Here is a 24,886-nt window from a genome sequence, read left to right as displayed (position 1 = left end):
CCGCCGCGCGCCGGTGCGGTCAGACCGCCTGGAGCAGGCAGTCCGCGGCGCCGAGGACCGCCCGGGTCTGGTGCGCCAGCTGCTCCTGCACCGGCACCCAGCGGGCGCCGAAACGGTGCCGCAGCCGGTCCAGGCTGTCCGCCACCACGGCGCGGGCCCGCTCGCGGGCGGCCTCGGCGGCCGGGCCGCGGACGTCGGCGAGCAGCCGCAGCAGGATCGAGGCGACCCGCAGCGGCAGCCGGGCGGCGACCAGCCCGGCCGTGGTCGCCCGGGCGGCGCTCAGCGGCCCGGGGCACCACAGCTCCAGCCACTCGTCGGCCATCCGCGGGGCCACCGACAGGTTGAACTCGGCGGTGCGCAGCAGCGGCCCGTGCGCCTCCCGGGCCTGCGCCGGGACCCGGGCGAGCAGCGCGGTGAGCTCCTGGGCCCGGGCGGTGAGGTCGCGGGCGGCCGCGCCGACGGCCCGCAGCCCGGCCGGGTGGGTGCGGGCGTCGCCGACCGCGTCCACGGCCCACATCGGGACCTCCAGGACGGCGGTCACCGCGCCGTAGCGGGCCGGGTACGACCAGGTGGACAGCTCGGGCTCGTCCGGCAGCGCCCGGGAGGTGCCGGGGCTGCCCGGCGCCGGCATCAGGTAGGTGCCGGGCGCGGGGCTGTTCCAGCCGACCGCGTCGTAGGAGTCCACGTCCAGCGGGATGCCGGCCCGGTCGGCGGAGCGGGCGAAGCGCTCGGCCAGGCCGGGCACCGGGCCGGTCAGCTGGACGAAGGCGCCGCCGAAGTCCACCCCGTGCAGCGAGCACTGCAGGAAGGGGCGCAGTTCGTCGATCAGCCCGGTGAGCGCCAGGCTCTCCGGCATCGGCGGACGGCCGGAGCCGGGGGCGGGCAGCAGTTCGGGCTGCTCCTCGAAGGCCGGGCGGAAGAAGTGCTCGTAGTGCCGCCGCATGGTGAGCGGGCCGTCCAGCCAGCCCGCGTTGAGCGCGGCGCCGTCCGGGTCGAGGCAGAGCAGCAGGTGCCAGGACAGCCCGGGCCGGGCCGGCCGCTCCAGCAGCACCTCGGCCAGCCGGACGGCGGCGGCGGTGCCGATCGGCTCGTTCGGGTGCGGGCCGCCGACCACCAGCGCGGCGCGCGGCCCGCGGTCCACCGAGAGCAGCAGCAGCGGGCGTCCGGCCCGGGAACGGCCCACCTCGCGCAGCCGGCAGCGGTCCGGGTGGCGCAGGGCGAGCCGGCGGGCCGCGGACTCGGCCTGCGCCGGGGTCGGGTAGCGGGCCGGCCGGGCGTCGGGGGGCCGCAGGGCCAGGGGCCGGACCCGCCGACCGGTGTCGGTCATGGTTCTCCTTGCGACCGGTCGCACGGCCGCCGGGGCGCGGGGTGGGCCGCGCCGCCGGACGCGGCCTTGCGGGCCGGGGACGGGCTCTGCGGGGCCTGGGGAGGGGGCCGCGCGGGGACGGGGGAGGTCGTGCCGGGACGAGCGGGCCGCCGGGGGATCGGCGTTGGCCGAGCGTACGACCCAACTCCCGTATCCGGAAGGGGTGCAGGGCCCTGGGCAAGGCCCTGCCAGTACCGCACGGGCCGTCCGGGCGTGTCAACGGCGGACTGGCCCGGCCGGCGGGCGCGCACCGCGCGTGCCGGGGCGGTCACCCACGGGGGCGGAACGCCCCGGAGCGCGCGGGCGGGCACCGGTCGCCCGGACCGGGCGTACCCCGGATTGGGCTACCCTTGAGGGTCATCCCTCCCGTGTCGCACCTCGGCACCGAACCACGTCGTAAGGGTTCCTTCTCCATGACTGTCGAATCGGTCTTCCCACGCCTGGAGGCTCTCCTCCCGCACGTCCAGAAGCCGATCCAGTACGTCGGCGGCGAGCTCAACTCGACCGTCAAGGACTGGGACGCCTGCGACGTCCGTTGGGCGCTGATGTACCCCGACGCCTACGAGGTCGGCCTGCCGAACCAGGGCGTCATGATCCTGTACGAGGTGCTGAACGAGCGCGAGGGCGTGCTGGCCGAGCGCACCTACAGCGTCTGGCCGGACCTCGAGGCGCTGATGCGCGAGCACGACGTCCCGCAGTTCACCGTGGACGCCCACCGCCCGGTCAAGGCCTTCGACGTGTTCGGCCTGTCGTTCTCCACCGAGCTCGGCTACACCAACATGCTGACCGCGCTCGACCTGGCCGGCATCCCGCTGGAGGCCAAGGACCGCACCGAGGACGACCCGATCGTCCTGGCCGGCGGCCACGCGGCCTTCAACCCGGAGCCGATCGCGGACTTCCTGGACTGCGCGGTGATCGGCGACGGCGAGCAGGCCGTCCTCGACATGACCGAGATCATCCGGGCCTGGAAGGCCGAGGGCCGCCCGGGCGGGCGCGACGAACTGCTGCTGCGCCTGGCGCGCACCGGCGGGTTCTACGTGCCCAGGTTCTACGACGTGGAGTACCTGGCCGACGGCCGGATCGCCCGTGTGGTGCCGAACGCCCCGGGCGTGCCGTGGCGGGTGTCCAAGCACACCGTGATGGACCTCGACGAGTGGCCCTACCCCAAGCAGCCGCTCGTCCCGCTCGCCGAGACGGTGCACGAGCGGATGTCCGTGGAGATCTTCCGCGGCTGCACCCGCGGCTGCCGCTTCTGCCAGGCCGGCATGATCACGCGCCCCGTGCGGGAGCGAAGCATCACCGGCATCGGCGAGATGGTCGAGCGCGGGCTCAAGGCGACCGGTTTCGAGGAGGTCGGGCTGCTGTCGCTGTCCAGCGCCGACCACACCGAGATCGGCGACATCGCCAAGGGCCTGGCGGACCGCTACACCGAGGACAAGATCGGCCTGTCGCTGCCGTCCACCCGCGTCGACGCCTTCAACATCGACCTCGCCAACGAGCTGTCCCGCAACGGGCGCCGCTCCGGGCTCACCTTCGCCCCCGAGGGCGGCAGCGAGCGGATGCGCAAGGTGATCAACAAGATGGTGTCGGAGGAGGACCTGATCCGCACCGTCGCCACCGCGTACGGCAACGGCTGGCGCCAGGTGAAGCTGTACTTCATGTGCGGCCTGCCCACCGAGACCGACGAGGACGTGCTCCAGATCGGCGAGATGGCGAAGAACGTCATCCAGAAGGGCCGCGAGGTCACCGGCCAGAACGACATCCGCTGCACCGTCTCCATCGGCGGGTTCGTGCCCAAGCCGCACACCCCGTTCCAGTGGGCCCCGCAGCTGTCCGCCGAGGCCACCGACGCCCGGCTGGCCAAGCTGCGCGACTCCATCCGCGGCGACCGCAAGTACGGCAAGAACATCGGCTACCGCTACCACGACGGCAAGCCGGGCATCGTCGAGGGCCTGCTCTCCCGCGGCGACCGCCGGATCGGCGCGGTCATCCGCGCCGTCTACGAGGACGGCGGCCGCTTCGACGGCTGGCGCGAGTACTTCTCCTACGACCGCTGGATGGCCTGCGCGGACAAGGGCCTGGCCGGCACCGGCGTGGACGTCGACTGGTACACCACCCGCGAGCGCTCCTACGAGGAGGTGCTGCCCTGGGACCACCTGGACAGCGGCCTCGACAAGGACTGGCTGTGGGAGGACTGGCAGGACGCCCTGGAGGAGGTCGAGGTCGACGACTGCCGCTGGACGCCGTGCTTCGACTGCGGCGTGTGCCCGCAGATGGACACCAAGATCCAGATCGGGCCCACCGGGAAGAAGATGCTGCCGTTGACGGTCGTCAACAAGTAGGCGGCGCACCGTCGACCGCGGCGTCCGCCGCCAGACGGACACGCGCATCCGACCCCCGTCCGGAGTGTTCCGGGCGGGGGTCGGTCGTCGGGGGCCGAGCAGGGGCGGAGCGAGGGGTGTGGCGGGGCGCGTACCCTTTGGGGTGACAGAGTCCGGACAGGGGCGGGTTCGCGCCACGCCGGACGGAGAACTGATTAAGGACTGAGCGACCCTGGCACGCCGTACGCCCGACGGTCCGCCGCCCGCGCCGACGGTGCAGCGGATTCGTCTCCGCTACACCAAGCGCGGCCGGCTCCGCTTCACCAGCCACCGTGACTTCCAGCGTGCTTTCGAGCGCGCCCTGCGCCGGTCCGCCGTCCCGATGGCCTATTCGGCCGGCTTCACCCCGCACCCGAAGGTGTCCTACGCCAACGCGGCCCCGACCGGGGTGGCGAGCGAGGCGGAGTACCTGGAGATCGGCCTGGCCGCCGAGCGCGACCCGGAGCAGTTGCGGGCGCAGCTGGACGGGTCGCTGCCGGCGGGGCTGGACGTGATCGACGCCGTCGAGGTGCGGACGTCGAACTTCGTGGAGCGCCTGGAGGCCTCCGAGTGGCTGCTGCGCCTGGACGGCGTGGAGCCGGTCGAGGCGGTCGAGGCGGTCCGCAGGTTCCTCGCCGAGGAGCGGGTCGAGGTCGAGCGCCTGACCAAGAACGGCGTGCGGGTCTTCGACGCGCGCGGTGCGGTGGCGGCGCTGGAGGCCGTCGAGCCGCAGGTCGACGGCGGTGCGGACACGGCGGTCGGATCCGACCGCGATGTTCGGACCGGCCGTCCCTGTGCGATACTGCGGCTGGTAGTACGACACGCCACACCCGCCGTACGACCCGACGACGTATTGTCCGGTCTCCGTGTGACGGCCGACCTGGCGCCGCCGGTCCCCGCAGAGGTGACCAGGCTGGCGCAGGGGCCGCTCGACGAGGAGTCCGGCACGGTGACCGACCCGCTGGCGCTCGACCGCGCCGCGGCCCCGGCCGGCTGAAAAACGGCTGCCGGGCCGCGCGCTCCCGCGTCCGCCTAGTGGGCGGAGGCCGGGTCCAGTGCCTCACTGGACCCGACGGTCCTCCAGGGTTCCCGCGGCTCCCCAGGGGAGCGAGCGTCGTCGCAGCACAGGCCGGCCATTCGGGGCCCGTCGACCAGGAAGGTCGGTGGGCCCGGGACCCCCTCCGGGAGCCACCCGGGGTTGGGGGACGGCTCAGCTTGGGAAAACCTCAGAAGACTGGTCAGACCAGAAGACTTTCGACACCCCGCGGAACGCGGGGCGCCGAGCGAGACTACGAGCCCCTGTGCGGCCTCGCGTCCGCGCGGCGGCACCGTCAAAGGGTCCGGCCCGAGCATCCTCGCGATGCCGGCCGCCCACTGGTGTCGCGCCGTGCCCGGATGCGGAGCCCGGGGGCCTGACGGGAGATCCACCCGCATGCTCGATAACACCGATCCGCAGCAGACTGCGGCCACGGAACAGAACGAGACCGCCGTGACCGGTGGCGAGGGCGCGTCCGCCGCGCCGCCGCGCCGTCGTCGCCGGGCGGTCTCCCGCCCGGCGGGCACCCCGCAGGGGGCGGCCGCCGAGTCCGCCGAGACGGTCGTCCCGGTCGAGACGACGACCGCGCCGGTCGAGGCGCCCGCCGCCGAGCCGGTGGCCGAGAAGCCGGTCCGGGCCCGCCGGACCCGCAAGCGCGCCGAGGCCCCGGCCGGTGCCCCGGAGGAGACCGCGATCGTGGTCACCGCACCGGAGGCGGAGCAGCCGAAGGCGGAGAAGGCCAAGGCCGGGGAGGTCAAGGCCGAGGCGGCCGGGGCCGAGTCGCCGAAGGCCGAGGAGAAGGCGGAGAAGCCCGCTCGGGCCCGCCGCACCCGCAAGAAGGCCGAGGCGCCGGTCGAGGAGCCGGTGGTCGAGGCCGCCGCTCCGGTCGAGGCGCCCGCCGCCGTCGAGCCGGTGGCCGAGGAGGCCCCGGCCGCGCCGGCCCGTCGCCCCCGCCGCCGTCGCGTGGTCGAGGCCGCGCCGGTGGTCGAGGCTCCGGTCGAGGAGCCGGTGGCCGAGGAGCCCGCCGTCGAGGAGGAGCCCGCCGAGGAGGCCGTCGAGGCCCCCGCGCCGGCCGCCGCCCCCGCCCCGGTCGCCGAGGCCGAGCCGCACCACCGGGTCCGCCGCCGCGCCGTGCGTCCGGCCACCGCGGTCTTCCAGGCCCCGGTGTTCCAGGAGCCCGCCCCCTTCGTCGCACCCGCCGCTCAGCAGCAGCCCGCCGCCGCCCCGGCGCCGGTCGAGGCGCCCGTGGCGGCTCCGGCTCCGGCTCCGGCCGCGGCCGAGCGTGAGGACGAGGACGAGTACGAGTACAGCGGCGTCGGCCGCCGCCGCCGGGTCCGCGCCCGGGTCGAGGCGGGCCGCCGCAGGCCGGTCGCCGAGGCGCCGGTGAAGGCCGCGGCCAAGGCTGCGACCAAGGCCGCCGCGAAGGCCCCCGCCAAGGCCGTCGTGGTCGAGGCCCCGGCCGTCGAGGCGCCGGTCGTGGAGGCCCCCGCCGCCGGTCCGGAGACCGAGGACGAGTGGGAGGACGGTCGTCCGTCCCGCCGTCGCCGTCGGGGCGGCCGTCGTCGCCGTCGCGGCGAGGCCGAGGAGTTCGAGGCCGCCGAGGCCGAGCAGCCCGCGGTCGAGGAGCCGGTCCGGGCCGCCGCCGCCGAGGAGGAGGACGAGGAGGACGACGACGACCTGGCCGCCGGCCTGTCCTCGTCCCGCCGTCGTCGCCGTCGTCGCCGCCGCAGCGGCGAGACCGGTGCCGTCGAGACCGCCGAGACCACCGAGGACGGCGTCCGCACGGTGGTGAAGGTGCGCGAGCCGCGCCGTCGCTCCACCGAGCCGTCGTTCGACCCGGACGAGGTGCAGTCCATCAAGGGCTCGACCCGTCTGGAGGCGAAGAAGCAGCGCCGCCGCGAGGGCCGTGAGCTGGGCCGCCGCCGGGTGCCGATCATCACCGAGGCCGAGTTCCTGGCCCGCCGGGAGTCGGTCGAGCGCGTCATGGTGGTGCGCCAGAACGGCCAGCGCACCCAGATCGGCGTCCTCGAGGACGGCGTGCTGGTCGAGCACTACGTCAACAAGGAGCAGGCCACCTCGTACGTCGGCAACGTCTACCTGGGCAAGGTCCAGAACGTGCTGCCGTCGATGGAGGCCGCCTTCGTCGACATCGGCAAGGGCCGCAACGCGGTGCTGTACGCCGGTGAGGTCAACTTCGGCGCGCTGGGCCACGGCGGCCCGCGCCGGATCGAGTCGGTGCTGAAGTCCGGGCAGTCCGTGCTGGTGCAGGTCTCCAAGGACCCGATCGGCCACAAGGGCGCCCGGCTGACCAGCCAGATCTCGCTGCCCGGCCGCTACCTGGTGTACGTGCCCGAGGGCTCGATGACCGGCATCTCGCGCAAGCTGCCCGAGAACGAGCGCGCCCGTCTGAAGCAGATCCTCAAGAAGATCGTCCCGGACGACGCGGGCGTCATCGTGCGCACCGCCGCCGAGGGCGCCTCCGAGGAGGAGCTGACCCGCGACGTCCAGCGCCTCCAGCAGCAGTGGGAGGACATCCAGAAGAAGGCCGCGACGGGCAACGCCCCGGCGCTGCTGTACGGCGAGCCGGACATGACCGTCCGGGTCGTGCGCGACATCTTCAACGAGGACTTCACCAAGGTCATCGTCTCCGGCGATGAGGCGTGGCAGACCATCCACGAGTACGTCTCCAACGTGGCGCCGGACCTCGCCGAGCGGCTCCAGCGGTGGACCTCCGAGGTGGACGTGTTCGCCACCTACCGGATCGACGAGCAGCTGATGAAGGCGCTGGACCGCAAGGTCTGGCTGCCCAGCGGCGGTTCGCTGGTGATCGACCGCACCGAGGCGATGGTCGTCATCGACGTCAACACCGGGAAGTTCGTCGGCCAGGGCGGCAACCTGGAGGAGACGGTCACCCGGAACAACATCGAGGCGGCCGAGGAGATCGTGCGCCAGCTGCGGCTGCGCGACCTCGGCGGCATCATCGTGATCGACTTCATCGACATGGTGCTGGAGTCCAACCGGGACCTGGTGCTGCGCCGCCTGCTGGAGTGCCTGGGCCGGGACCGGACCAAGCACCAGGTGGCCGAGGTCACCTCGCTGGGCCTGGTCCAGATGACCCGCAAGCGGGTCGGCCAGGGCCTGCTGGAGTCCTTCTCCGAGGCCTGTGTGCACTGCAACGGCCGCGGTGTGATCGTCCACATGGAGCAGCCGAGCGCCCACGTCCACGCCCCGGCGGCCGCCGCCGTCGAGGCGGGCGCGGGCAGCGGCAAGCGCCGTCGCCGGGGCAAGGGCGGCGCGGGCCACGAGGAGCCGCAGGCCGTCGAGGCCGGGTCGGCGGTGGCCGAGGCCGTCGTCGAGGCGGTCGTCGAGCCCGCCGAGCCGGTGCGCGAGGAGATCGAGGGCCAGCTGGCCCTGGAGGTCCCGGGCGTCGAGGAGCCGCCGGTGGCGGCCCCGGCCGTCGAGGCCGCGCCGGTCGCCGAGGCGCCCGCCGCCGCCCCGGGTGGCCGGCCGCGCCGCCGCGCGGTGCGCAAGGCGACCGCTCCGGCGGGTGCGCCGCAGGCGGCCGAGATCGTGGTGCTGCAGGCGAAGGCCGACGCGGCCCTGGAGGCGGCCCTGGCGGCCGCCGCCCCGGCCGTCGAGGCCGAGGCCGACGCCGTGGTCGCGGCCGTCGCGGAGGCGGCGCCCGAGGCCGTCGTCGAGGCCGTCGTGGTGGAGGCCGTCGAGGCCCCCGTCGAGGCCCCCGCCGCCGAGCCGGAGGCCCCCGCGGAGGAGGCCCCGGCCCCCAAGAAGCGGGCCGCCCGCAAGACCGCCGCGAAGAAGACCGCCGCCAAGAAGACGACCACGGCGGCCAAGAAGACCACCGCCCGCAAGACCGCGACCAAGCGGACGAGCGCGGCGGCCAAGAAGGCCGCGGCCGCCGAGGGTGATACGGCGGCCGAGTAGTGCCCACGCCCGGGGCGGGAGTCCTCCCGCCCCGGGTCGTACGGGCCGGTTTGCCCCACGGGCGACCGGTCCGTATTCTTGACCATCGGCGTGTCTACGCCGCGCTCCCGAGCACATCACCTTCCCGAGAGCTCCGCGCCCTGCGCGAGGCGAACGGGGAGAGGCTCCTGTGTCCGTACCCAGGTGGCTGGCGTCGGGAGTTCCGACCGAGTTGGGAAAGTAGGTACCGCATGTACGCGATCGTTCGCGCAGGCGGCCGCCAGCACAAGGTCGCCGTCGGCGACGTGCTGGAGATCGACCGTATCGAGGCCAAGCCGGGTGACTCGGTGGAGCTCTCGACCATCCTGGTCGTCGACGGTGAGGCCGTCACCTCCGACCCGTGGGTCCTGGCCGGCGTGAAGGCTCACGCCGAGGTGGTCGACCAGACCAAGGGCGACAAGATCGTCATCCTGCGCTACAAGAACAAGACCGGCTACCGCCGTCGTCAGGGTCACCGTCAGAAGCACACCGCGGTGCGCATCACCAGCATCGACTCGGTCAGCAAGTAAGGGGATAGCGAAAAATGGCACACAAGAAGGGCGCAAGCTCTACTCGTAACGGCCGTGACTCGAACGCCCAGCGCCTCGGCGTGAAGCGCTTCGGTGGCCAGGTCGTCTCGGCCGGCGAGATCCTCGTCCGCCAGCGCGGCACCCACTTCCACCCGGGTGCCGGTGTCGGTCGCGGTGGCGACGACACCCTGTTCGCGCTGACCGCCGGTGCGGTCCAGTTCGGCAGCCGTCGCGGCCGCAAGGTCGTCAACATCGTGGCCGTCGAGGCCTGAGTCCCCGCGGACTCACGAGTCGTCTGACGACTCACAGTGAAGGGTGGGCCGGAATGTTCCGGTCCACCCTTCGCGCTTTACGCAGAAGCAAGCAGACTCATCCGTACTGGAGGCACACCCATGACCACCTTCGTGGACCGCGTCGAACTTCACGTCGCCGCGGGTAACGGAGGCCACGGCTGCGCCTCCGTGCACCGCGAGAAGTTCAAGCCGCTCGGCGGGCCGGACGGCGGCAACGGCGGTGAGGGCGGCAGTGTCATCCTCACCGTGGACTCGCAGATCACCACGCTGCTCGAGTACCACCACTCGCCCAAGCGCAAGGCCACCAACGGCAAGCCCGGCGCGGGCGGCCACCGGACCGGCGCCGAGGGCGGGGACCTCGTCCTGCTGGTGCCGGACGGCACCGTGGTCCTGGACCGCCAGGGGAACGTGCTCGCCGACCTGGTCGGCCAGGGCACCAGCTTCGTCGCCGCCCAGGGCGGCCGCGGCGGCCTCGGCAACGCCGCGCTCGCCTCCGCCCGTCGTAAGGCCCCGGGCTTCGCGCTGCTCGGCGAGCCCGGCGAGGCCCGTGACATCGTCATGGAGCTCAAGTCCGTCGCCGACGTGGCGCTGGTCGGCTACCCGAGCGCCGGCAAGTCCTCGCTGATCTCGGTGCTCTCCGCCGCCAAGCCGAAGATCGCGGACTACCCGTTCACCACCCTGATCCCCAACCTCGGTGTGGTCACCGCCGGCGAGAACGTCTACACCATCGCCGACGTGCCCGGCCTGATCCCCGGCGCCAGCCAGGGCCGCGGCCTGGGCCTGGAGTTCCTGCGGCACGTCGAGCGCTGCTCGGTGCTGGTGCACGTGCTGGACTGCGCCACCCTGGAGCCGGGCCGTGACCCGCTGACCGACCTGGAGACCATCGAGGCCGAACTCGCCCAGTACGGCGGTCTGGAGGACCGTCCGCGACTGGTCGCGCTCAACAAGGTGGACGTCCCGGACGGCCAGGACATCGCCGACCTCACCCGCGCCTCGCTGGAGGAGCGCGGCTACCGGGTGTTCGAGGTCTCCGCCGCCTCCCGCAAGGGCCTGCGCGAGCTGAGCTTCGCGCTGGCGCAGATCGTCACCGAGGCGCGCGCCGCCAAGCCGGTCGAGGAGTCCACCCGGATCGTGCTGCGGCCCAAGGCCGTGGACGACGAGGGCTTCACCATCACCGAGGAGGACGGCGCCTACCGCATCCGCGGCGTCAAGCCGGAGCGCTGGGTCCGCCAGACCGACTTCAGCAACGACGAGGCCGTCGGCTACCTGGCCGACCGGCTGGCCCGCCTCGGCGTCGAGGACCGGCTGTGGAAGGTCGGTGCGCACGAGGGCGACACCGTCATCATCGGCCCGGACGAGAACGCCGTCGTCTTCGACTGGGAGCCGACCATGGCCGCCGGTGCCGAGATGCTCGGCCGCCGCGGCGAGGACCACCGGATGGAGACCCAGCGCCCGGCGGTCGACCGCCGTCGCGAGAAGCAGAAGGGCCGGGACGCGGCCGAGGCCGAGTTCCTCGCCTTCGAGGCGCTGTCCAGCGGCCGCCAGGCGGCCATCGAGGACGACGAGGACCAGTGAGTCCGGCGGTCGACCCAATGGACCGCTGAGTCCGGTGGTCGACGACGCGGACGGCCCCGCCACCTGTGGAGGTGGCGGGGCCGTCCGCGTTGTTCGTGACTGACGGTCCGTCAACTGCCCGGGGGCGTCGGCGGGTTGGGCCGTCCGGCCGGGTGTGCGCGGCCGGTCGCCGCTCGGCGGGCCGGTGCTCCTGCACGGTCCGGCGGCTGGAACGCCCTGGGGGTGACCTGCGCGGATCGCGTAGATTTCGGGCATGACGGCCGGGCCGGGCCCCGCCGCACCCGCACCACTCCGGAAGGGCGTACAGCGAGATGAGCGAGGACTCACTGCGGGAGGAGGTGCTGACCGCACGGCGGATCGTGGTCAAGGTCGGCTCCTCCTCACTCACCACGGCGGCCGGGGGCCTGGACGCCGACCGGGTGGACGCCCTGGTGGACGCGCTCGCCAAGGTGCGCAGCCGCCCGGACGCCCCCGAGGTCGTCCTGGTCTCCTCCGGCGCCATCGCCGCCGGGCTGGCCCCGCTCGGCCTGGAGAAGCGGCCCAAGGACCTGGCCCGCCAGCAGGCCGCCGCCAGCGTGGGCCAGGGACTGCTGGTCGCGCGCTACACCGCCTCCTTCGCCCGGTACGGCATCCGGGTCGGCCAGGTGCTGCTCACCGCCGAGGACGCCAGCCGCCGGGCCCACTACCGCAACGCCTACCGGACGCTGGACCAGCTGCTGGCGATGGGCGCGATGCCGGTCGTCAACGAGAACGACACCGTCGCCACCGCCGAAATCAAGTTCGGGGACAACGACCGGCTGGCCGCGCTGGTCGCCCACCTGGTCCGGGCCGACCTGCTCGTGCTGCTCTCCGACGTGGACGGCCTCTACGACGGGGACCCGTCCCTGCCCGGCACGAGCCGGATCGCCGAGGTGAGCGGTCCGCAGGACCTGGACGGCATCCGGATCGGCAGCGCCGGCAAGGCGGGCGTCGGCACCGGCGGCATGGTCACCAAGGTGGAGGCGGCCCGGATCGCCACCGGCGCGGGCATCCCGGTGGTGCTGACCGCCGCCAGCCACGCCGCCGACGCGCTGGCCGGGCGGCCCACCGGCACGCTGTTCCGGCGCACCGGCAGCCGCAGCTCCGACCGGATGCTCTGGCTCGCCCACGCGAGCAGCCCGCGCGGGGCGCTGCACCTGGACGCGGGCGCGGTCGAGGCGGTGGTCTCCGGCGGCGCGTCGCTGCTGCCCGCCGGGGTGACCAAGGTCGACGGGGAGTTCACCGCGGGTGATCCGGTGGACCTTCTTGCCGAAAACGGCCACATCGTGGCCCGCGGACTGGTCAACTTTGATGCGAAGGAGTTGCCCCGCCTGCTCGGTCGGTCCACCCGCGACCTGGCCCAGGAGTTCGGCGCCGGCTACGAGCGCGAGGTCGTCCACCGCGACGACCTGGTCGTTCTGCACGGCTGACCGGCCGAGCCGCGCCGTGCGGTCGGTGGGCCGCTCCGTACCGGGAGCGGCCCGGCCGCGGGCGAGGAGGGGCGCAGCCGTACCGGTCGGCCGAGGGCCGGCGGGTCCGGTGGGGGACGACACGAGATCGCCGAACAGGAGGCCGCCGGTGGAACGCACGCGCGAGGGAGCGCTGACCGGAGGGACGGCGGGCCGACGGCTGACCAGTATCGACGGCGGACGCGAGGACGGACCCGCCGAGCCGGCCGGTCCGCCGCCCCAGGGGCCCGGCGGGGTGCGCAGGCTGCGGCCGCAGCGCGCGCAGGCCGCGGACCCGCCCAGCGTGCCGGAGCAGGCGCGGCTGTGGCACGTGGTGCTCAGCGTGGCCGGGCAGACCACCCCGCTGTCCTCGCTGCGGGCCTCGCTGGAGCGGCTGGCGCACGACCACTCGTTCTTCCTCACCGCCCGCTACGCGGCCGACCACGCCGAGATCCGGTACTGGGAGCAGGCCCGGGACCTGCACGACGCGGCGGCGATCGCGCTGCGGCTGTGGGGCGAGCACAAGGTGACCGCCGGTCTGCCGCCGTGGGAGATCGTCGGGCTGGAGGTGGTCGACCGGGCGACGTACCACAAGCGGGTGGCGGAGGGCTTCGGCGATCCGTCGCCGCACCTGGGCGGGGTGCACCCGTACTAGGGCGGGGTGCGGCCGTGCTGGGGGAGGCGCCCGTACCGGGCCGTCTCAGGCGGGGTGGGCCCGCACCGGGCCGTCTCAGCGACCGGAATCCGGGCCCGGCACCGGCGTCGCGGTCGCTACCCTTGGCGGCATGACCAGCGACCTCAGCACCGCCGACAGCCCCGTCCTCGCCGTAGCGCGCCGAGCCCGGGAGGCCGCCGCCGCGCTCGCCCCGCTGCCGCGCCGGGCCAAGGACGCCGCGCTGCTGGCGATCGCGGACGCGCTGGTCGCCCGCAGCGCCGAGATCGTCGCGGCCAACGCCGAGGACGTGGCCCGGGCCCGGGAGGCCGGGACGGCCGAGTCGGTGATCGACCGGCTGAGCCTGACCGACGAGCGGATCGCGGCGATCGCGGCCGACGTGCGCGACGTGGCCGGCCTGGCCGACCCGGTCGGCGAGGTGGTGCGCGGCTACACCCTGCCCAACGGCCTGGACGTGCGTCAGGTGCGGGTGCCGCTGGGCGTGGTCGGCATCATCTACGAGGCCCGGCCGAACGTCACCGTGGACGCCGCCGCGCTCTGCCTGAAGTCCGGCAACGCGGTGCTGCTGCGCGGCTCCGCCTCCGCCTACCGCTCCAACACCGCGCTGGTCGGGGTGCTCCGGGACGCCGTCGTCGCGGCCGGACTGCCGGCCGACGTGATCCAGCTGGTGCCGGGGGAGAGCCGGGACTCGGTGCAGGAGCTGATGCGCGCCCGCGGCCTGGTCGACGTGCTGATCCCGCGCGGCGGGGCCTCGCTGATCCGCACCGTGGTGGAGGGTTCGACCGTTCCGGTGATCGAGACCGGCACCGGCAACTGCCACGTGTACGTGGACGCGCGGACCGACCTGGCGATGGCCGTCGGCATCCTGCTGAACTCCAAGGCGCAGCGGGTCAGCGTCTGCAACTCCGCCGAGACGCTGCTGGTGCACCAGGACGTGGCGGACGACTTCCTGCCGCTCGCGCTGGCCGCGCTGGCCGGGGCCGGGGTGACGGTGCACGGCGACGAGGCGGTGCTCAAGGCCGCCGAGGGCAGCGGCGCCACCGTGGTGCCGGCCACCGAGGAGGACTGGGGCACCGAGTACCTCTCCTACGACCTGGCCGCGGCCGTGGTGCCCTCGCTGGACGCCGCCGTCGAGCACATCCGCCGCTGGTCCTCCGGCCACACCGAGGCGATCGTCACCACCTCGCAGGCCGCCGCCCGCCGCTTCACCCAGTTGGTGGACTCGACCACGGTGGCGGTCAACGCCTCGACCCGCTTCACCGACGGCGGCGAGTTCGGCTTCGGCGCGGAGATCGGCATCTCCACCCAGAAGCTGCACGCCCGCGGCCCGATGGGGCTGCCGGAGCTGACCAGCACCAAGTACATCGTCACCGGTGACGGGCACGTGCGGGGCGAGTCGACGCAGACCGTGGGCGGGGACGCGGAGGCCCGCTGAGCGACGGCCCGGGGGCTTGCCGGGCGGTGGCCCGGGGGCCCGCCGGGCCGGGTCCGTCACACGTGTGACGGACCAACTGCCGGGAGCCACAGACAAATCGCCCGGCCGGTAATACGCTGAATCCGTGGCTGAGGATGTGGGGGGCTTGCCGTACCCCGACGGCGCCGACCACGGTGGTGCGGACGACGAGTTCGCCACCGTGGTCTTCGATGAGGCCTTCGTCCGGTCCGCCGCCGTGCACGAGCCGACGGCCAAGGAGCGGCAGCTCGCCGCCGCCGAGGCCCGGTTCGAGCCGGATGCCGCGGGACCGGGCTGGAGCTATGAGGTCCCGGCCGGGGACGGGCTGCCGCTGGAGCTGCGCCCGTACCCCAGCGGACTCGACGAGGACCACCTGTACCCCGATCCCTGGTCGGGCCCGGGCCGGGTGACCGGCCGCCGGGGCCGGCGGTGGGGCCGGCGCTACGATCCGGTGCGCGCCCGCGGGCGGTACGTGGCCCAGCAGCGCTGGCACCGGCCGGTGGCCTGGGTGCTCGCCGTGCTCATGGGCGTGAGCCTGGTGGCGGTGGCGGTCGCGGCGATCTACCAGGGCGTGGGCGGCTCCTCGGGCGCGCCCCGGCGCCCGGAGTCGGGCAGCAGCAGCCCGGGGGCGGACCCGCGGTCCGCGCCCGCCGAGCCGTCGCTGGTGGTCACGGCGCCCGCGGGCTGACCGGGGAGCCGGGGCGCACGCCCCGGGCGGCCGGTCACGGAGCGTTCCCGGCAATCCGGGTCGGGGCCCTCGTAGCGGGGTCGGTGTGCGCCTACCCTGGTGGTATGGGTGACCCGCGCGAGCCTCCTGAGGGTCCGCCCGAGGGCGGTTCCGGCAACGAGGACGAGTTCCGGTCCGTCGTGTTCGACGAGTCGTTCGTCCGGGCTGCCCGGATCCAGGAGCTGTCCGCCCGGGAACGGCTCGCGGGCCCCTTCGGCAGGGCCACCCGGGCCAGGGTGCGGCTCGGCCCGCTGGGCACCGTGCCGCGCCAGGCGCTGGCCCTGCTGCTGCTCATCCTGTTGGCGTTCGGGGCCGCGGTGTACTTCGGGGTGAACTCGCCCAAGGACGGTCCGATGCGGCCCGACGGCAGCCAACTGACCGTCAGCCTGGTCGCGTTGAGCCCGGCTTCGACCGTGCGCCCGGTCGCCGACCCGGCGCACCCGTTCGCCGCGCTGCCGCCCGGGTACGGGGTGGGGGCGGCCGGGCTGAACACCCCGGCCGGGGCCGCCACCGAGCACTTCTCCAAGGCCGAGGTGACCAAGGCGCTGGACACCGTGCAGCACTACCTGGTGGCGTCCTCGCTGAGCCCGTCGGCGCTGGTCCAGGGCGCCACCGCCGACGTGCGGACCTTCGTGACGCCCGGTGAGCAGGCCCAGTTCGACGCCGCCACCGCCCAGCCGGTGGACGACCGGCACCACGCGGTGACCGGCTGGATCGTCCGCTTCGACCCGGCGCAGGTGGCGCTGGCCTCCGACACGGTCGAGGTGGTCGGCGCGATGCGGGTCGACGAGGCGGACGGCGGCACCCTGCAGATCACCACCGACCACACCTTCGTGTACGCGCTGAAACCGGCCGGGGCCGCCGCCGGGGCGCCGGTCACCCTGCAGACCGTGCGGCGCGAGCTGACCTTCCAGCTCGACCGGGTGGACCTGGCCACGGGGCAGCTGCGGCTGGTGGACGCGGTGGTGCAGGCCGGGCCGGAGCCGTGCGGCGCCCCGCTGGCGGGCTTCCTGCAGCCGGTGCTGGCCACCGCCGGGGGCACCTCGGTGGCGCCGCCGGCGGCGGTGGACCCGGGCAACCACGCGCGGCCGGCCTGGCAGGTGTGCGGGGTGCTGGCGGGGAGCTGAACCCGGACGGTGCGGCGGCGGGTGGCCGGCCGGGCCCACCCGCAGCGGCGCGGTGGTCCACCGGGTCACCCGCCGCGGCGCGGTGGTTCAGCTCTCGTCGCGGTCCTTGGGGCCGCCCGGGGAGGCGCCGGCGCGGGGGCCGCCGGTGAAGGTGTCGCGCAGCTTGCCGCCGACGGTCGCGGCGCCGCCGGCCACGTCCCGCAGCAGGCCCATCAGCGGGTCCTTGCTCTCCTTCACCGAGGTCGTGTAGTGCTCGGCGGCGGCCTTCCACTGCTCGCCGACCGAGGTGTCCGGGTCGTCCGAGCGGCGCGGGTAGGCCCCGGCCATGATCGAGCGGTACTCGTCGCTCTCCGCCCACTTCTTCAGCTGGGCGACCCGCACCACCGCGAACGGGTGGGTCTGCGGCAGCAGCTGGAGCAGCTTGAGCACGCCGTCGCGCAGGTCCCCGGCCTTCTCGTACTCCTCGGCCTGCTCCAGGAAGGCGTCGACGTTCATCTCGGCCAGGTTGTGCCCGCCGGCCAGCTTCATCAGGGCCCGCATGGACGCCTGGAGGTCCTGCCCGGCGAGCAGGCCGGCCCGGTCGCTGGAGAGTTCGGCCTTGCGGAACCACTCCTTGAGCGCGGTCACGAGGGCCGTGATCGCCAGGTTGCCGAGCGGCACCCAGGCGATCCGGGTGGCGATGTTGGTGAGGATCATCAGCATCGTCCGGTAGACGGCGTGGCCGGACATCGCGTGGCCGACCTCGTGGCCGATGACGGAGCGCAGCTCCTCCTCGTCCAGCAGTTCGACCAGGCCGCTGGTGACCACGATGATCGGGGTGTCGATGCCGATGGTGAACGCGTTGACCGACGGGTCCTGGGTGACGTACAGGTCCGGGACCTGCTCCAGGTCGAGCACGTAGGCGGCGTCCCGGACCATCCCGTGCAGCTCGGGGAACTGGCGCTCGGAGGCCTTCACGGCGGTGGCCAGGAACATCAGCCGGATCGCGCGTTCGGAGACGAGCCCGGCGAGCTTCTTGAGGACCTCGTCGAAACCGGACAGCCGGCGCAGGGCGACCAGCGCGGAGCGGTCGGCCGGGTGCTCCCAGGCCCGGGTGGAGATCTCGGGGAAGCGGGTCCGTCGCCGGCTCGGGGTGTTCGCGGTCGTGTCGGTCATGGTCTGAGTACCTCCTGGTCGACGGCGGCCCCGGCGCGATGCCCGGCCCCCGCTGGTCTTCGCCTGCAACGACTCGTCTGCCGGTCCGCAACTCGTCGGCAACGACTGCCTGTGCAACGTCCGCGGTTGCGTACTCGTCCCCGCGGCCAGGGTACGCGCGGCGCGGGCGCGTCCCGGGGGGCCGGTGGGCGGCGCCGCTGTGAGGCCGGTTTACCCTGAATGCCCTGGAGAACCGAGACCGGACCCGGCCGCGGTACCGAGCAGTTCGAGGAGCCCCGCAGATGTCCACCGAAGCGCTGGTCAGCCTGGCCGCACCCATCTCCGACGAGCCCGGCCCGGGCCTGTTCCTGCGGATCATCGTGATCGCGTCGTTCGTCGGGATCGGTCTGCTGGTCTGGATCATGGCCCGCGCCTTCCGGGGCCAGTAGGCCGACCGGCGGGCCGACCGGCAGGCGGGGCCGGCGGTCGGGGCCGGCGGTCGGGGGTGCCCGGTGGTGCCCGCTCACGCGCGGTCAGCGGCGGTGGGCCGCCGAGCGGTTGCCGTGTAACCCCCCGTACGATGACGGGTGGGCCCTCACCGGCCCGGAACCACCCCCCAGGTCCGTTCACCGAGCCGAGAAGGTCCCGCCGACCATGAGCACTGCTGCCGCACTCCCCGTTCTGAACCTCCTCGCCGAGGGCGAGGGGGGCAACCACGACAGCCTGAACCCGCTGCTGACGGGTGGCGCCGCGCTGTTCATCCTGCTGCTCCTGCTCTTCATCACCACCCGCTTCAACCGGGACCGCTGAGCCGGGTTCCGGGACCGCTCGGGGAGCGTCCGGCCGACGGGCCGGCCGCTCCCTCACGCATCTCCGGGCAACCCCCACACGGTCGTTCCCGCCCCGCAACGGGCGTCGCGTAAGGTGTGGCGGCATGGGAGAGCAGGCCGGGATTCCCGGCGGACCGGAACCGGTGAAGAAGCGCCTCGGCGTGATGGGCGGCACCTTCGACCCGATCCACCACGGCCACCTGGTCGCCGCCAGTGAGGTGGCGAGCGCGTTCCACCTGGACGAGGTGATCTTCGTCCCGACCGGGGAGCCCTGGCAGAAGAGCGACCGCCACGTCACCCCGGCGGAGGACCGCTACCTGATGACGGTCATCGCCACCGCCGAGAACCCGCAGTTCTCGGTGAGCCGGATCGACATCGACCGCCAGGGCCCGACGTACACCGTCGACACCCTGCGCGACCTGCACGCGATGCACCCGGACGCCGACCTCTTCTTCATCACCGGCGCCGACGCGCTCGCCCAGATCCTGTCCTGGCACGACTCCGACGAACTCTTCTCGCTGGCCCACTTCATCGGCTGCACCCGCCCGGGACACACCCTGTCGGACGCGGGCCTCCCGGTGGGCGGGGTCTCCCTGGTGGAGGTCCCGGCGCTGGCGATCTCCTCCACGGACTGCCGCAACCGGGTCGCCAAGGGCGAGCCGGTCTGGTACCTCGTCCCGGACGGCGTGGTCCGCTACATCGACAAGCGGGCGCTGTACGCGACGCCGCACGGGACCTGAGCCAGGAGCAGGCGTGACCGATCGCAGCGGTAACGGCAACGGCGGCGGGCAGCAGCCGGAGGAGTGGTCCACCGGGCAGTACCAGCAGCCGTACCAGGGGCAGGGGCAGGGCTCCGGCCCCGGACGGCAGCAGGGGCAGCAGCCGCAGCAGCCGTCGGCGTACCAGCAGCCGTACGAGCAGTACGAGCAGTACGACCAGTACGGGCAGTCGGTGTACGGCCAGGGCGCGTACGGCGGGCAGCAGGCCCAGGGCTACCAGCAGGGCGGGCAGTTCCCGCAGCAGCAGGGGCAGGGGCAGCAGTACGGACAGTCGTACGAGCAGCCCTACGAGCAGTACGACCAGTACGGGCAGCCGGTGTACGGCGGCCAGGACGCCTACGGCGGCTACCAGCAGCAGGGGTACCAGGGGTACCAGCAGCCGTACCAGGCCGCGCCGGCCGCCCCGGTGGTCGCCGAGCCGCAGCCCGAGCCGCCCACCGCCGCGCCCGCGTCGGCGCCCGCGTCGCCCGTGGTGCCGCCGCCGCGGCGGCGCACGCCCCGGCCGGCCGACGGGGCGGCCCCGGCCGAGCCGGCGTCGCCGTCCGAGCAGGTCGCCGGGGCCCGTCCGGGCAAGGCGGCCGACCGAGCGCCCAAGGACGACTACGCGACGGGTGAGTTCGCCTTCGCCGACGAGGAGGCGGAGGAGACCGAGGACGTCATCGACTGGCTGAAGTTCACCGAGTCGCGCGGCGAGGTGCGCGCCGAGCGCCGCCGCAAGCTCAAGAACCGGCTGATCGGCCTCGGGGTGGTGCTGGCGCTCGCGGCCGGCGGCGTCGGCGGCTACCTGTGGTTCAGCGGGGACAAGCCGACCGCAGCGGCCGCGGCCGGCGGGCGGCAGGTCAACGTCGTCCACCTGCGCGACCTCCAGGGCAAGGTGTCCAGCGCGCTGCTGGTCGACGACGTCTCCGGGCACCGGGGCACGGTCCTGCTGCTGCCCGACGTGCTGCGGCTGCCCGGCCCGGGCGACCCGCCCGTCACCACGGTCGGCCAGGCGATGGACGCGATCGGCGCCTCGGCGACCCGCGACGGCCTGTCCACCGTGCTCGGCGCCCCGGTGGCCGGCACCTGGCGGCTGGACACCCCGTACCTGGAACTGCTGGTCTCCCAGCTCGGCGGGATCCGGGTGGACACCAACGCCGAGACCCACGAGGGCGGCAAGCCGGACGGCAAGCTGCTCGCCCCGGCGGGCAAGAACACCCTGCTCAGCGGAAAGGCGGCGGTCGGGTACGCCACCCTCCAGGGGCCCAACGAGAACCGGGACGCCCAGCTGGCCCGGTTCGGGCAGGTGATGGACGCGGTGGTGCGCACCATGCCGACCGCGTTCAAGGACGCCAAGGACGACGTGCACCGGATGAACGCGGTGCTCGACCCCTCGCTGCCCGAGGACGCCCTGGCCGGTGTGCTCGCCCAGCTCGCCCAGCAGGCGAAGGACGGCCACTTCGGCACCACCGCGCTGACCGTCAAGCCCGACGGCACGCTGGACGAGGCGACCGCGGGCAAGCAGGTCAAGGACGTGCTGGGCGGCACCGTGAAGTCCGCGTCGGCCGCCGACGCCCCCGTCCGGGTCGCGCTGCAGGACGCCTCCGGCAACGACGCGGCGGGCGCCGCCGCCCAGGTCCAGATCGTCAACTCGGGCCTGACGTTCATCCCGGGCGGCGCCAAGACCGCGCCGCAGGCCACCAGTGAGATCCGCTACACCGACGACGCCAAGCAGGCCGCGGCGAAGTCCCTGGCGGTCAGCCTGGGCCTGCCGGACACGGCGGCGAAGAAGGTCGGCGACGCCCAGAACGCGGACCTGCTGGTCGTGCTCGGCAAGGACTACCAGCCGCCGAAGAACCAGTAGCCGGCGTCGCCGCCCGCCCGGGCGGCCCCGCGGCCCCGGAAATGCGTTCCGAGGCCGCGGGGGCGGCGTGAGATCCTGGAAGGCGACCCCGGCCGCCGTGCCGGGGCCGCCCCACGCAGCCGAGCCGGAAGAACACCGTGACCGTCACCGACCACAGCCAGCAGCTCATCACCGTCGCCGCGCAGGCGGCCGCCGACAAGCTCGCGCACAACATCATCGCCTTCGACGTCAGCGAGGTGCTGTCGATCACCGACGCCTTCCTGATCGCCTCCGCGAACAACGACCGCCAGGTCCGCTCGATCGCCGAGGAGATCGAGGACCAGCTGCGCGAGCAGCTGGACATCAAGCCGGTGCGCCGCGAGGGCGAGCGCGAGGGCCGCTGGATCCTGCTCGACTACCTGGACATCGTCGTGCACGTCCAGCACTCCGAGGAGCGCTCCTTCTACTCGCTGGACCGCCTCTGGAAGGACTGCCCCGAGCTGCCGCTGCCCGCGGACGCCATGGAGTCCCGCAACCGCCCGGACGCCGTCACCGACGAGGCGGGCAACGCGGTCGCCCCGGCCGACGACTTCGGCAAGCCCGAGGACCTGCACTGAGCCGGGACGCGCGCGGCCCGCGCATCGTCTTCTGGCGGCACGGCCAGACCTCCTGGAACCTCGAATCGCGGTTCCAGGGCACCACGGACATCGATCTGACCGGCCAGGGCGTGCTGCAGGCCCAGCGGGCGGCCCGGCTGCTCTCCGGGCTCCACCCCGACCTGCTGATCTCCTCGGACCTCACCCGCGCCCGGCGCACCGCCGAGGAGCTGGCCGCGGTCACCGGGCTGGACGTGCAGCACCACGAGGGCCTGCGGGAGACGTACGCGGGCTCCTGGCAGGGCCTGACCAACGCCGAGATCCGTGAGCGCCACCCGGAGGAGTACGCGGCCTGGGCGGCCGGGGAGCCGGTGCGCCGCGGCGGCGGCGAGTTGGCCACCGAGGTGGCCGACCGCTCGGTGCCGGTGGTGCTGGAGGCCGTCGCCAAGCTGCCGGAGAACGGCACGCTGGTCGTGGTCAGCCACGGCGGCACCATCCGGACCATGCTCGGGCGGCTGCTGGGGCTGGAGCCGCCCCTGTGGGAGTGCTTCGGCGGGCTGTCCAACTGCTGCTGGTCGGTGCTCGGCAAGGGCGCGCGCGGCTGGCGGCTGCTGGAGCACAACGCGGGCACGCTCCCGCAGCCGGTCATCGGCGACGACACCTGACGGCCCGGACCCCGGCGGTCCGGCGCCGGTGGTTCGGGGCTGGTTGATTCGGGGCCGGTGATTCGGCCGGGGACGGTGCGGCTCTGGTGGTTCGGCAAGGACGGCTCTGTCCGGCGGGCGCGCGCCGTCCGGGGCGCGCCGGGCGCCCGGCTGTCGGGGGCTTCGGCGGCCGGGCGGCGGAGGCTTCGCGGGGGCCCGGAAGGAGCGGATTTCGCAGTTCCGGGCCTGACCGGCTAGAGTCTTCCTCGTTCGCAGGGAAGGAACGCGGCCCGGAAGGGAAGCGGGAGATCCGGTGAGTGCGGGGCTATAGCTCAGTTGGTAGAGCGCTTGCATGGCATGCAAGAGGTCTGGGGTTCAATTCCCCATAGCTCCACTCCGCATCGGCGGTCGTGGAAATCGGAATTCCGGAGCCAGGGTCGTCCGTGTCGCGGGGCTATAGCTCAGTTGGTAGAGCGCTTGCATGGCATGCAAGAGGTCTGGGGTTCAATTCCCCATAGCTCCACAGCAGTTCGGAAGGCCGTCACCCATCGGGTGGCGGCCTTCCGGCGTTTCCGGTGCCTGGTGCCTGGTGCCTGGTGCCTGGTGCCTGGTGCCTGGTGCCGAGCCGGCGCCGGGTCGGTCCCGGGTCGGTCCCGAGTCGCTCGCGGCGTGCAGGCGGGCCGCCGGTCGCTCCGCGGCGGGGAGGTTCGGTGCTCCTGTCCGCACTCGCACTCCGGGCGCGGTCGGCCGCCGCCGCGCCCGCCCGGCCCGGGGCACCCGCGGCTGCCTGCGCTTTCCCGGAGCGGCCCCGGGAAACGGATTTCAGGAGCACGCCCCGGAGCGTGTAAAGTAGTCGATGTCGCCGAGGGAAACCGGACGGAAACGACGGGAAACCCGGTGACATCGCAGGTCAAGGGGCTATAGCTCAGTTGGTAGAGCGCTTGCATGGCATGCAAGAGGTCTGGGGTTCAATTCCCCATAGCTCCACAGTGATTGAGAGCCGCCACCCGAATCGGGTGGCGGCTCTTCGCCGTTGTGTGCATGCCACCGGCGGGCAGGGCGGAAAGACCGCTACCGTCGTGCCATGGCCGATCTGCAGCGAAGGCGGAACGAGGAGCTGGCCCGGATACTGCACCAGCTCGGCTGGAGTCCGGAACGGCTCGCCCGCGAGGTGAGCCTCGCCCTGCCGCCCGGTCTGGCGATCAGCTCCACCGCCCCGTACAAGTGGCGCGACCGCGGCATGGTGCCCCGCAGCCCGCACGACCAGACCGTCTGCGAGGTGCTCAGCCGCACCCTCGGCATCGCCGTCACCTACGAGCAGCTCTGGGGCCGGATGGGCGGCCACCGCGGCGCCAAGATCCTCTCGCCCCGGCTGCTCACCGACCCGTGGACCGCGGACACCGCCCAGACCGCGCTGCGCGAGGCCGCCACCGACGCCGGACCGGTCCGCCTCACCGACCTGTTCCGCAGTGCCGACCTCGACCACGCCGCCGAACGGCTCTCCTCCCCGCCGCCCCCGGTCGGCGGCGGCGAGGGCGCCCTGCGCGTCGACCCCACCCTGGCCGGCGAGCTCGGGCTCTCCTACCGCAGCAAGCAGCGCCTCGAACGCTCCTGCGGCGGCGGCCTCGTCCTCGGCCCGGCCCGCGCCGAACTCGCCATGCTGGCCAAGCTGTTGGAGCTGGGTGCGTACGACGAGCGGCTCGGCCGCGAGCTGTACGGCACCGCCAGCAGACTCGCCCGGCTGGCCGGCTGGGCCGCCTACGACCTCGGCCACGACGCCGCCGCCCAGCGGGCGTTCGTCGCCGCGCTGCGCGCCGCCCACGTCAGCGGGGACGCCCGGCTCGGGGTCGGCGGCCTCGGCGCGCTGGTGGTGCTCGCCACCCAGGGCAGCGGCGGGCGCGGCCTGGACGCCGTCACCGCGCTGCGCACCGCCCTGGACGCCCACGGCCGGGTGCTCGGCCCCACCGCCCGGGCCCGTCAGCTCGGCCGGATCGCCCGCGCCCACGGCCGCCGCGGCGAGGGCGAGCAGGCGGAGGAGGTCGCCGCCCGGGCCTTCGCCGAACTCGACGGCGTCCCCGGCACCGAGGAGGCCCGGGCCGACCTGGCCGGGATGGTGGGGGAGGGGCGGCTGGCGCTCGGCCAGCACCGGATGGCCAAGGCGCTGCTCGCCGAGGCCGTCGCCGGGCTCGGGCCGGGGCGGGCCCGCGCCAAGGCGCTGCTGATGGTCCGGCTCGCCGAGACCCACCGCCGGCTCGGCGACCAGCGGGAGGCTGCCCGGACGGCGGGGCTGGCGCGCGCGCTGGCGGCGGGGATGCAGTCGGAGCGACTGGCCAGGGCGCTGCGGGACTTCGAGGCGTCGGGGCGGGCGGCGGGGGGTTCGTAGCGGTCGGGTGCGCGGGGGCCGTGGCGGGTGGGGTGCGGTCGGGTGCGCGGAGCGTGGCGGTGAGGCCGCGGCGGTGGGGTGCGGTGGGGTCGTGGGACGGCCCGGAGTGCGCTGACCTGCTTGCGGTACCCT

The 24,886-nt window shown here is 74.2% G+C and carries 20 protein-coding genes and 3 tRNA genes; 21 read left to right on the top strand and 2 right to left on the bottom strand.

The window, feature by feature from the left end:
* Window positions 1–19: 19 nt before the first annotated feature.
* The gene (locus tag AB0O91_RS21410) at window positions 20–1,327 is read right to left on the bottom strand and encodes a M14 family zinc carboxypeptidase (RefSeq protein ID WP_363435524.1); all 1,308 of its coding nucleotides are present in this window, start codon (window positions 1,325–1,327) and stop codon (window positions 20–22) included.
* Between the two features lie 452 nt (window positions 1,328–1,779).
* Between AB0O91_RS21410 and AB0O91_RS21405 the strand changes: the two genes are divergently transcribed.
* The 11 genes from AB0O91_RS21405 to AB0O91_RS21355 all read left to right on the top strand — a co-directional run bounded on the left by AB0O91_RS21405 (window position 1,780) and on the right by AB0O91_RS21355 (window position 16,566).
* Complete coding sequence (locus AB0O91_RS21405) at window positions 1,780–3,708, top strand: TIGR03960 family B12-binding radical SAM protein (protein ID WP_363435521.1); 1,929 nt, start codon at window positions 1,780–1,782, stop codon at window positions 3,706–3,708.
* Between the two features lie 253 nt (window positions 3,709–3,961).
* Window positions 3,962–4,723: a TIGR03936 family radical SAM-associated protein gene (locus tag AB0O91_RS21400; protein WP_363435519.1), complete on the top strand. Its 762-nt coding sequence runs from the start codon at window positions 3,962–3,964 to the stop codon at window positions 4,721–4,723.
* A gap of 435 nt (window positions 4,724–5,158) precedes the next feature.
* Window positions 5,159–8,704, top strand: a complete 3,546-nt coding sequence (locus AB0O91_RS21395) for an Rne/Rng family ribonuclease (RefSeq protein WP_363435516.1) — start codon at window positions 5,159–5,161, stop codon at window positions 8,702–8,704.
* A gap of 230 nt (window positions 8,705–8,934) precedes the next feature.
* Window positions 8,935–9,252 carry a 50S ribosomal protein L21 gene (gene rplU / locus AB0O91_RS21390; RefSeq protein WP_188307842.1) on the top strand — a complete coding sequence of 106 codons (318 nt, stop codon included), beginning with the start codon at window positions 8,935–8,937 and terminating at the stop codon, window positions 9,250–9,252.
* 14 nt (window positions 9,253–9,266) lie between these two features.
* Window positions 9,267–9,524, top strand: coding sequence for a 50S ribosomal protein L27 (rpmA, locus tag AB0O91_RS21385; protein ID WP_363435514.1), 258 nt, complete (start codon window positions 9,267–9,269; stop codon window positions 9,522–9,524).
* A gap of 120 nt (window positions 9,525–9,644) precedes the next feature.
* Window positions 9,645–11,120 carry a GTPase ObgE gene (gene obgE / locus AB0O91_RS21380; RefSeq protein WP_363435511.1) on the top strand — a complete coding sequence of 492 codons (1,476 nt, stop codon included), beginning with the start codon at window positions 9,645–9,647 and terminating at the stop codon, window positions 11,118–11,120.
* Window positions 11,121–11,431: 311 nt separating this feature from the next.
* A complete protein-coding gene (gene proB / locus AB0O91_RS21375; RefSeq protein ID WP_363435509.1) occupies window positions 11,432–12,568 on the top strand; it encodes a glutamate 5-kinase in 1,137 nt (378 codons plus the stop codon).
* Between the two features lie 148 nt (window positions 12,569–12,716).
* On the top strand, window positions 12,717–13,241 hold the full coding sequence (locus AB0O91_RS21370) for a hypothetical protein (RefSeq protein ID WP_363435506.1): 525 nt from the start codon (window positions 12,717–12,719) through the stop codon (window positions 13,239–13,241).
* 130 nt (window positions 13,242–13,371) lie between these two features.
* Window positions 13,372–14,694, top strand: coding sequence for a glutamate-5-semialdehyde dehydrogenase (locus tag AB0O91_RS21365; RefSeq protein ID WP_363435503.1), 1,323 nt, complete (start codon window positions 13,372–13,374; stop codon window positions 14,692–14,694).
* 136 nt (window positions 14,695–14,830) lie between these two features.
* On the top strand, window positions 14,831–15,400 hold the full coding sequence (locus tag AB0O91_RS21360; protein ID WP_363435644.1) for a hypothetical protein: 570 nt from the start codon (window positions 14,831–14,833) through the stop codon (window positions 15,398–15,400).
* Between the two features lie 104 nt (window positions 15,401–15,504).
* On the top strand, window positions 15,505–16,566 hold the full coding sequence (locus tag AB0O91_RS21355; protein WP_363435500.1) for a hypothetical protein: 1,062 nt from the start codon (window positions 15,505–15,507) through the stop codon (window positions 16,564–16,566).
* A gap of 87 nt (window positions 16,567–16,653) precedes the next feature.
* Here AB0O91_RS21355 and AB0O91_RS21350 read toward each other — a convergent pair whose 3' ends face one another.
* Entirely contained in the window at window positions 16,654–17,721 is a 1,068-nt protein-coding gene (locus tag AB0O91_RS21350) for a M48 family metallopeptidase (protein ID WP_363435497.1), read from the bottom strand.
* 281 nt (window positions 17,722–18,002) lie between these two features.
* On the opposite strand from AB0O91_RS21350, the gene AB0O91_RS21345 reads away from it, so the two are divergent.
* The 10 genes from AB0O91_RS21345 (at window position 18,003) to AB0O91_RS21300 (ending at window position 24,754) form a co-directional block, all read left to right on the top strand.
* Window positions 18,003–18,149: a hypothetical protein gene (locus tag AB0O91_RS21345; protein ID WP_363435494.1), complete on the top strand. Its 147-nt coding sequence runs from the start codon at window positions 18,003–18,005 to the stop codon at window positions 18,147–18,149.
* A gap of 205 nt (window positions 18,150–18,354) precedes the next feature.
* Window positions 18,355–18,510 carry a hypothetical protein gene (locus tag AB0O91_RS21340; RefSeq protein WP_350525618.1) on the top strand — a complete coding sequence of 52 codons (156 nt, stop codon included), beginning with the start codon at window positions 18,355–18,357 and terminating at the stop codon, window positions 18,508–18,510.
* Window positions 18,511–18,634: 124 nt separating this feature from the next.
* Window positions 18,635–19,270: a nicotinate-nucleotide adenylyltransferase gene (gene nadD / locus AB0O91_RS21335; RefSeq protein ID WP_350510949.1), complete on the top strand. Its 636-nt coding sequence runs from the start codon at window positions 18,635–18,637 to the stop codon at window positions 19,268–19,270.
* A gap of 13 nt (window positions 19,271–19,283) precedes the next feature.
* Entirely contained in the window at window positions 19,284–21,152 is a 1,869-nt protein-coding gene (locus tag AB0O91_RS21330; protein WP_363435490.1) for a LytR C-terminal domain-containing protein, read from the top strand.
* A 137-nt stretch (window positions 21,153–21,289) separates the two neighbouring features.
* Window positions 21,290–21,748 (top strand): ribosome silencing factor, encoded by a 459-nt coding sequence (gene rsfS, locus AB0O91_RS21325; protein ID WP_363435487.1) that lies wholly within the window; start codon window positions 21,290–21,292, stop codon window positions 21,746–21,748.
* Window positions 21,745–22,392: a histidine phosphatase family protein gene (locus tag AB0O91_RS21320; protein WP_363435641.1), complete on the top strand. Its 648-nt coding sequence runs from the start codon at window positions 21,745–21,747 to the stop codon at window positions 22,390–22,392. The genes rsfS and AB0O91_RS21320 overlap by 4 nt, the downstream gene beginning before the upstream one ends.
* Window positions 22,393–22,692: 300 nt before the next feature.
* Window positions 22,693–22,765, top strand: a tRNA-Ala gene (locus AB0O91_RS21315).
* Between the two features lie 56 nt (window positions 22,766–22,821).
* Window positions 22,822–22,894, top strand: a tRNA-Ala gene (locus AB0O91_RS21310).
* Between the two features lie 391 nt (window positions 22,895–23,285).
* Window positions 23,286–23,358: transfer RNA gene (locus AB0O91_RS21305), tRNA-Ala, on the top strand.
* A 97-nt stretch (window positions 23,359–23,455) separates the two neighbouring features.
* Complete coding sequence (locus tag AB0O91_RS21300) at window positions 23,456–24,754, top strand: hypothetical protein (RefSeq protein WP_363435484.1); 1,299 nt, start codon at window positions 23,456–23,458, stop codon at window positions 24,752–24,754.
* The last annotated feature ends 132 nt before the right edge of the window (window positions 24,755–24,886 follow it).

The sequence above is a fragment of the Kitasatospora sp. NPDC089797 genome, from assembly GCF_040684795.1.
Classification (GTDB): domain Bacteria; phylum Actinomycetota; class Actinomycetes; order Streptomycetales; family Streptomycetaceae; genus Kitasatospora.
Note: the sequence above shows the minus strand (reverse complement) of the source record. Positions and strands in the feature narration are given on the sequence as shown.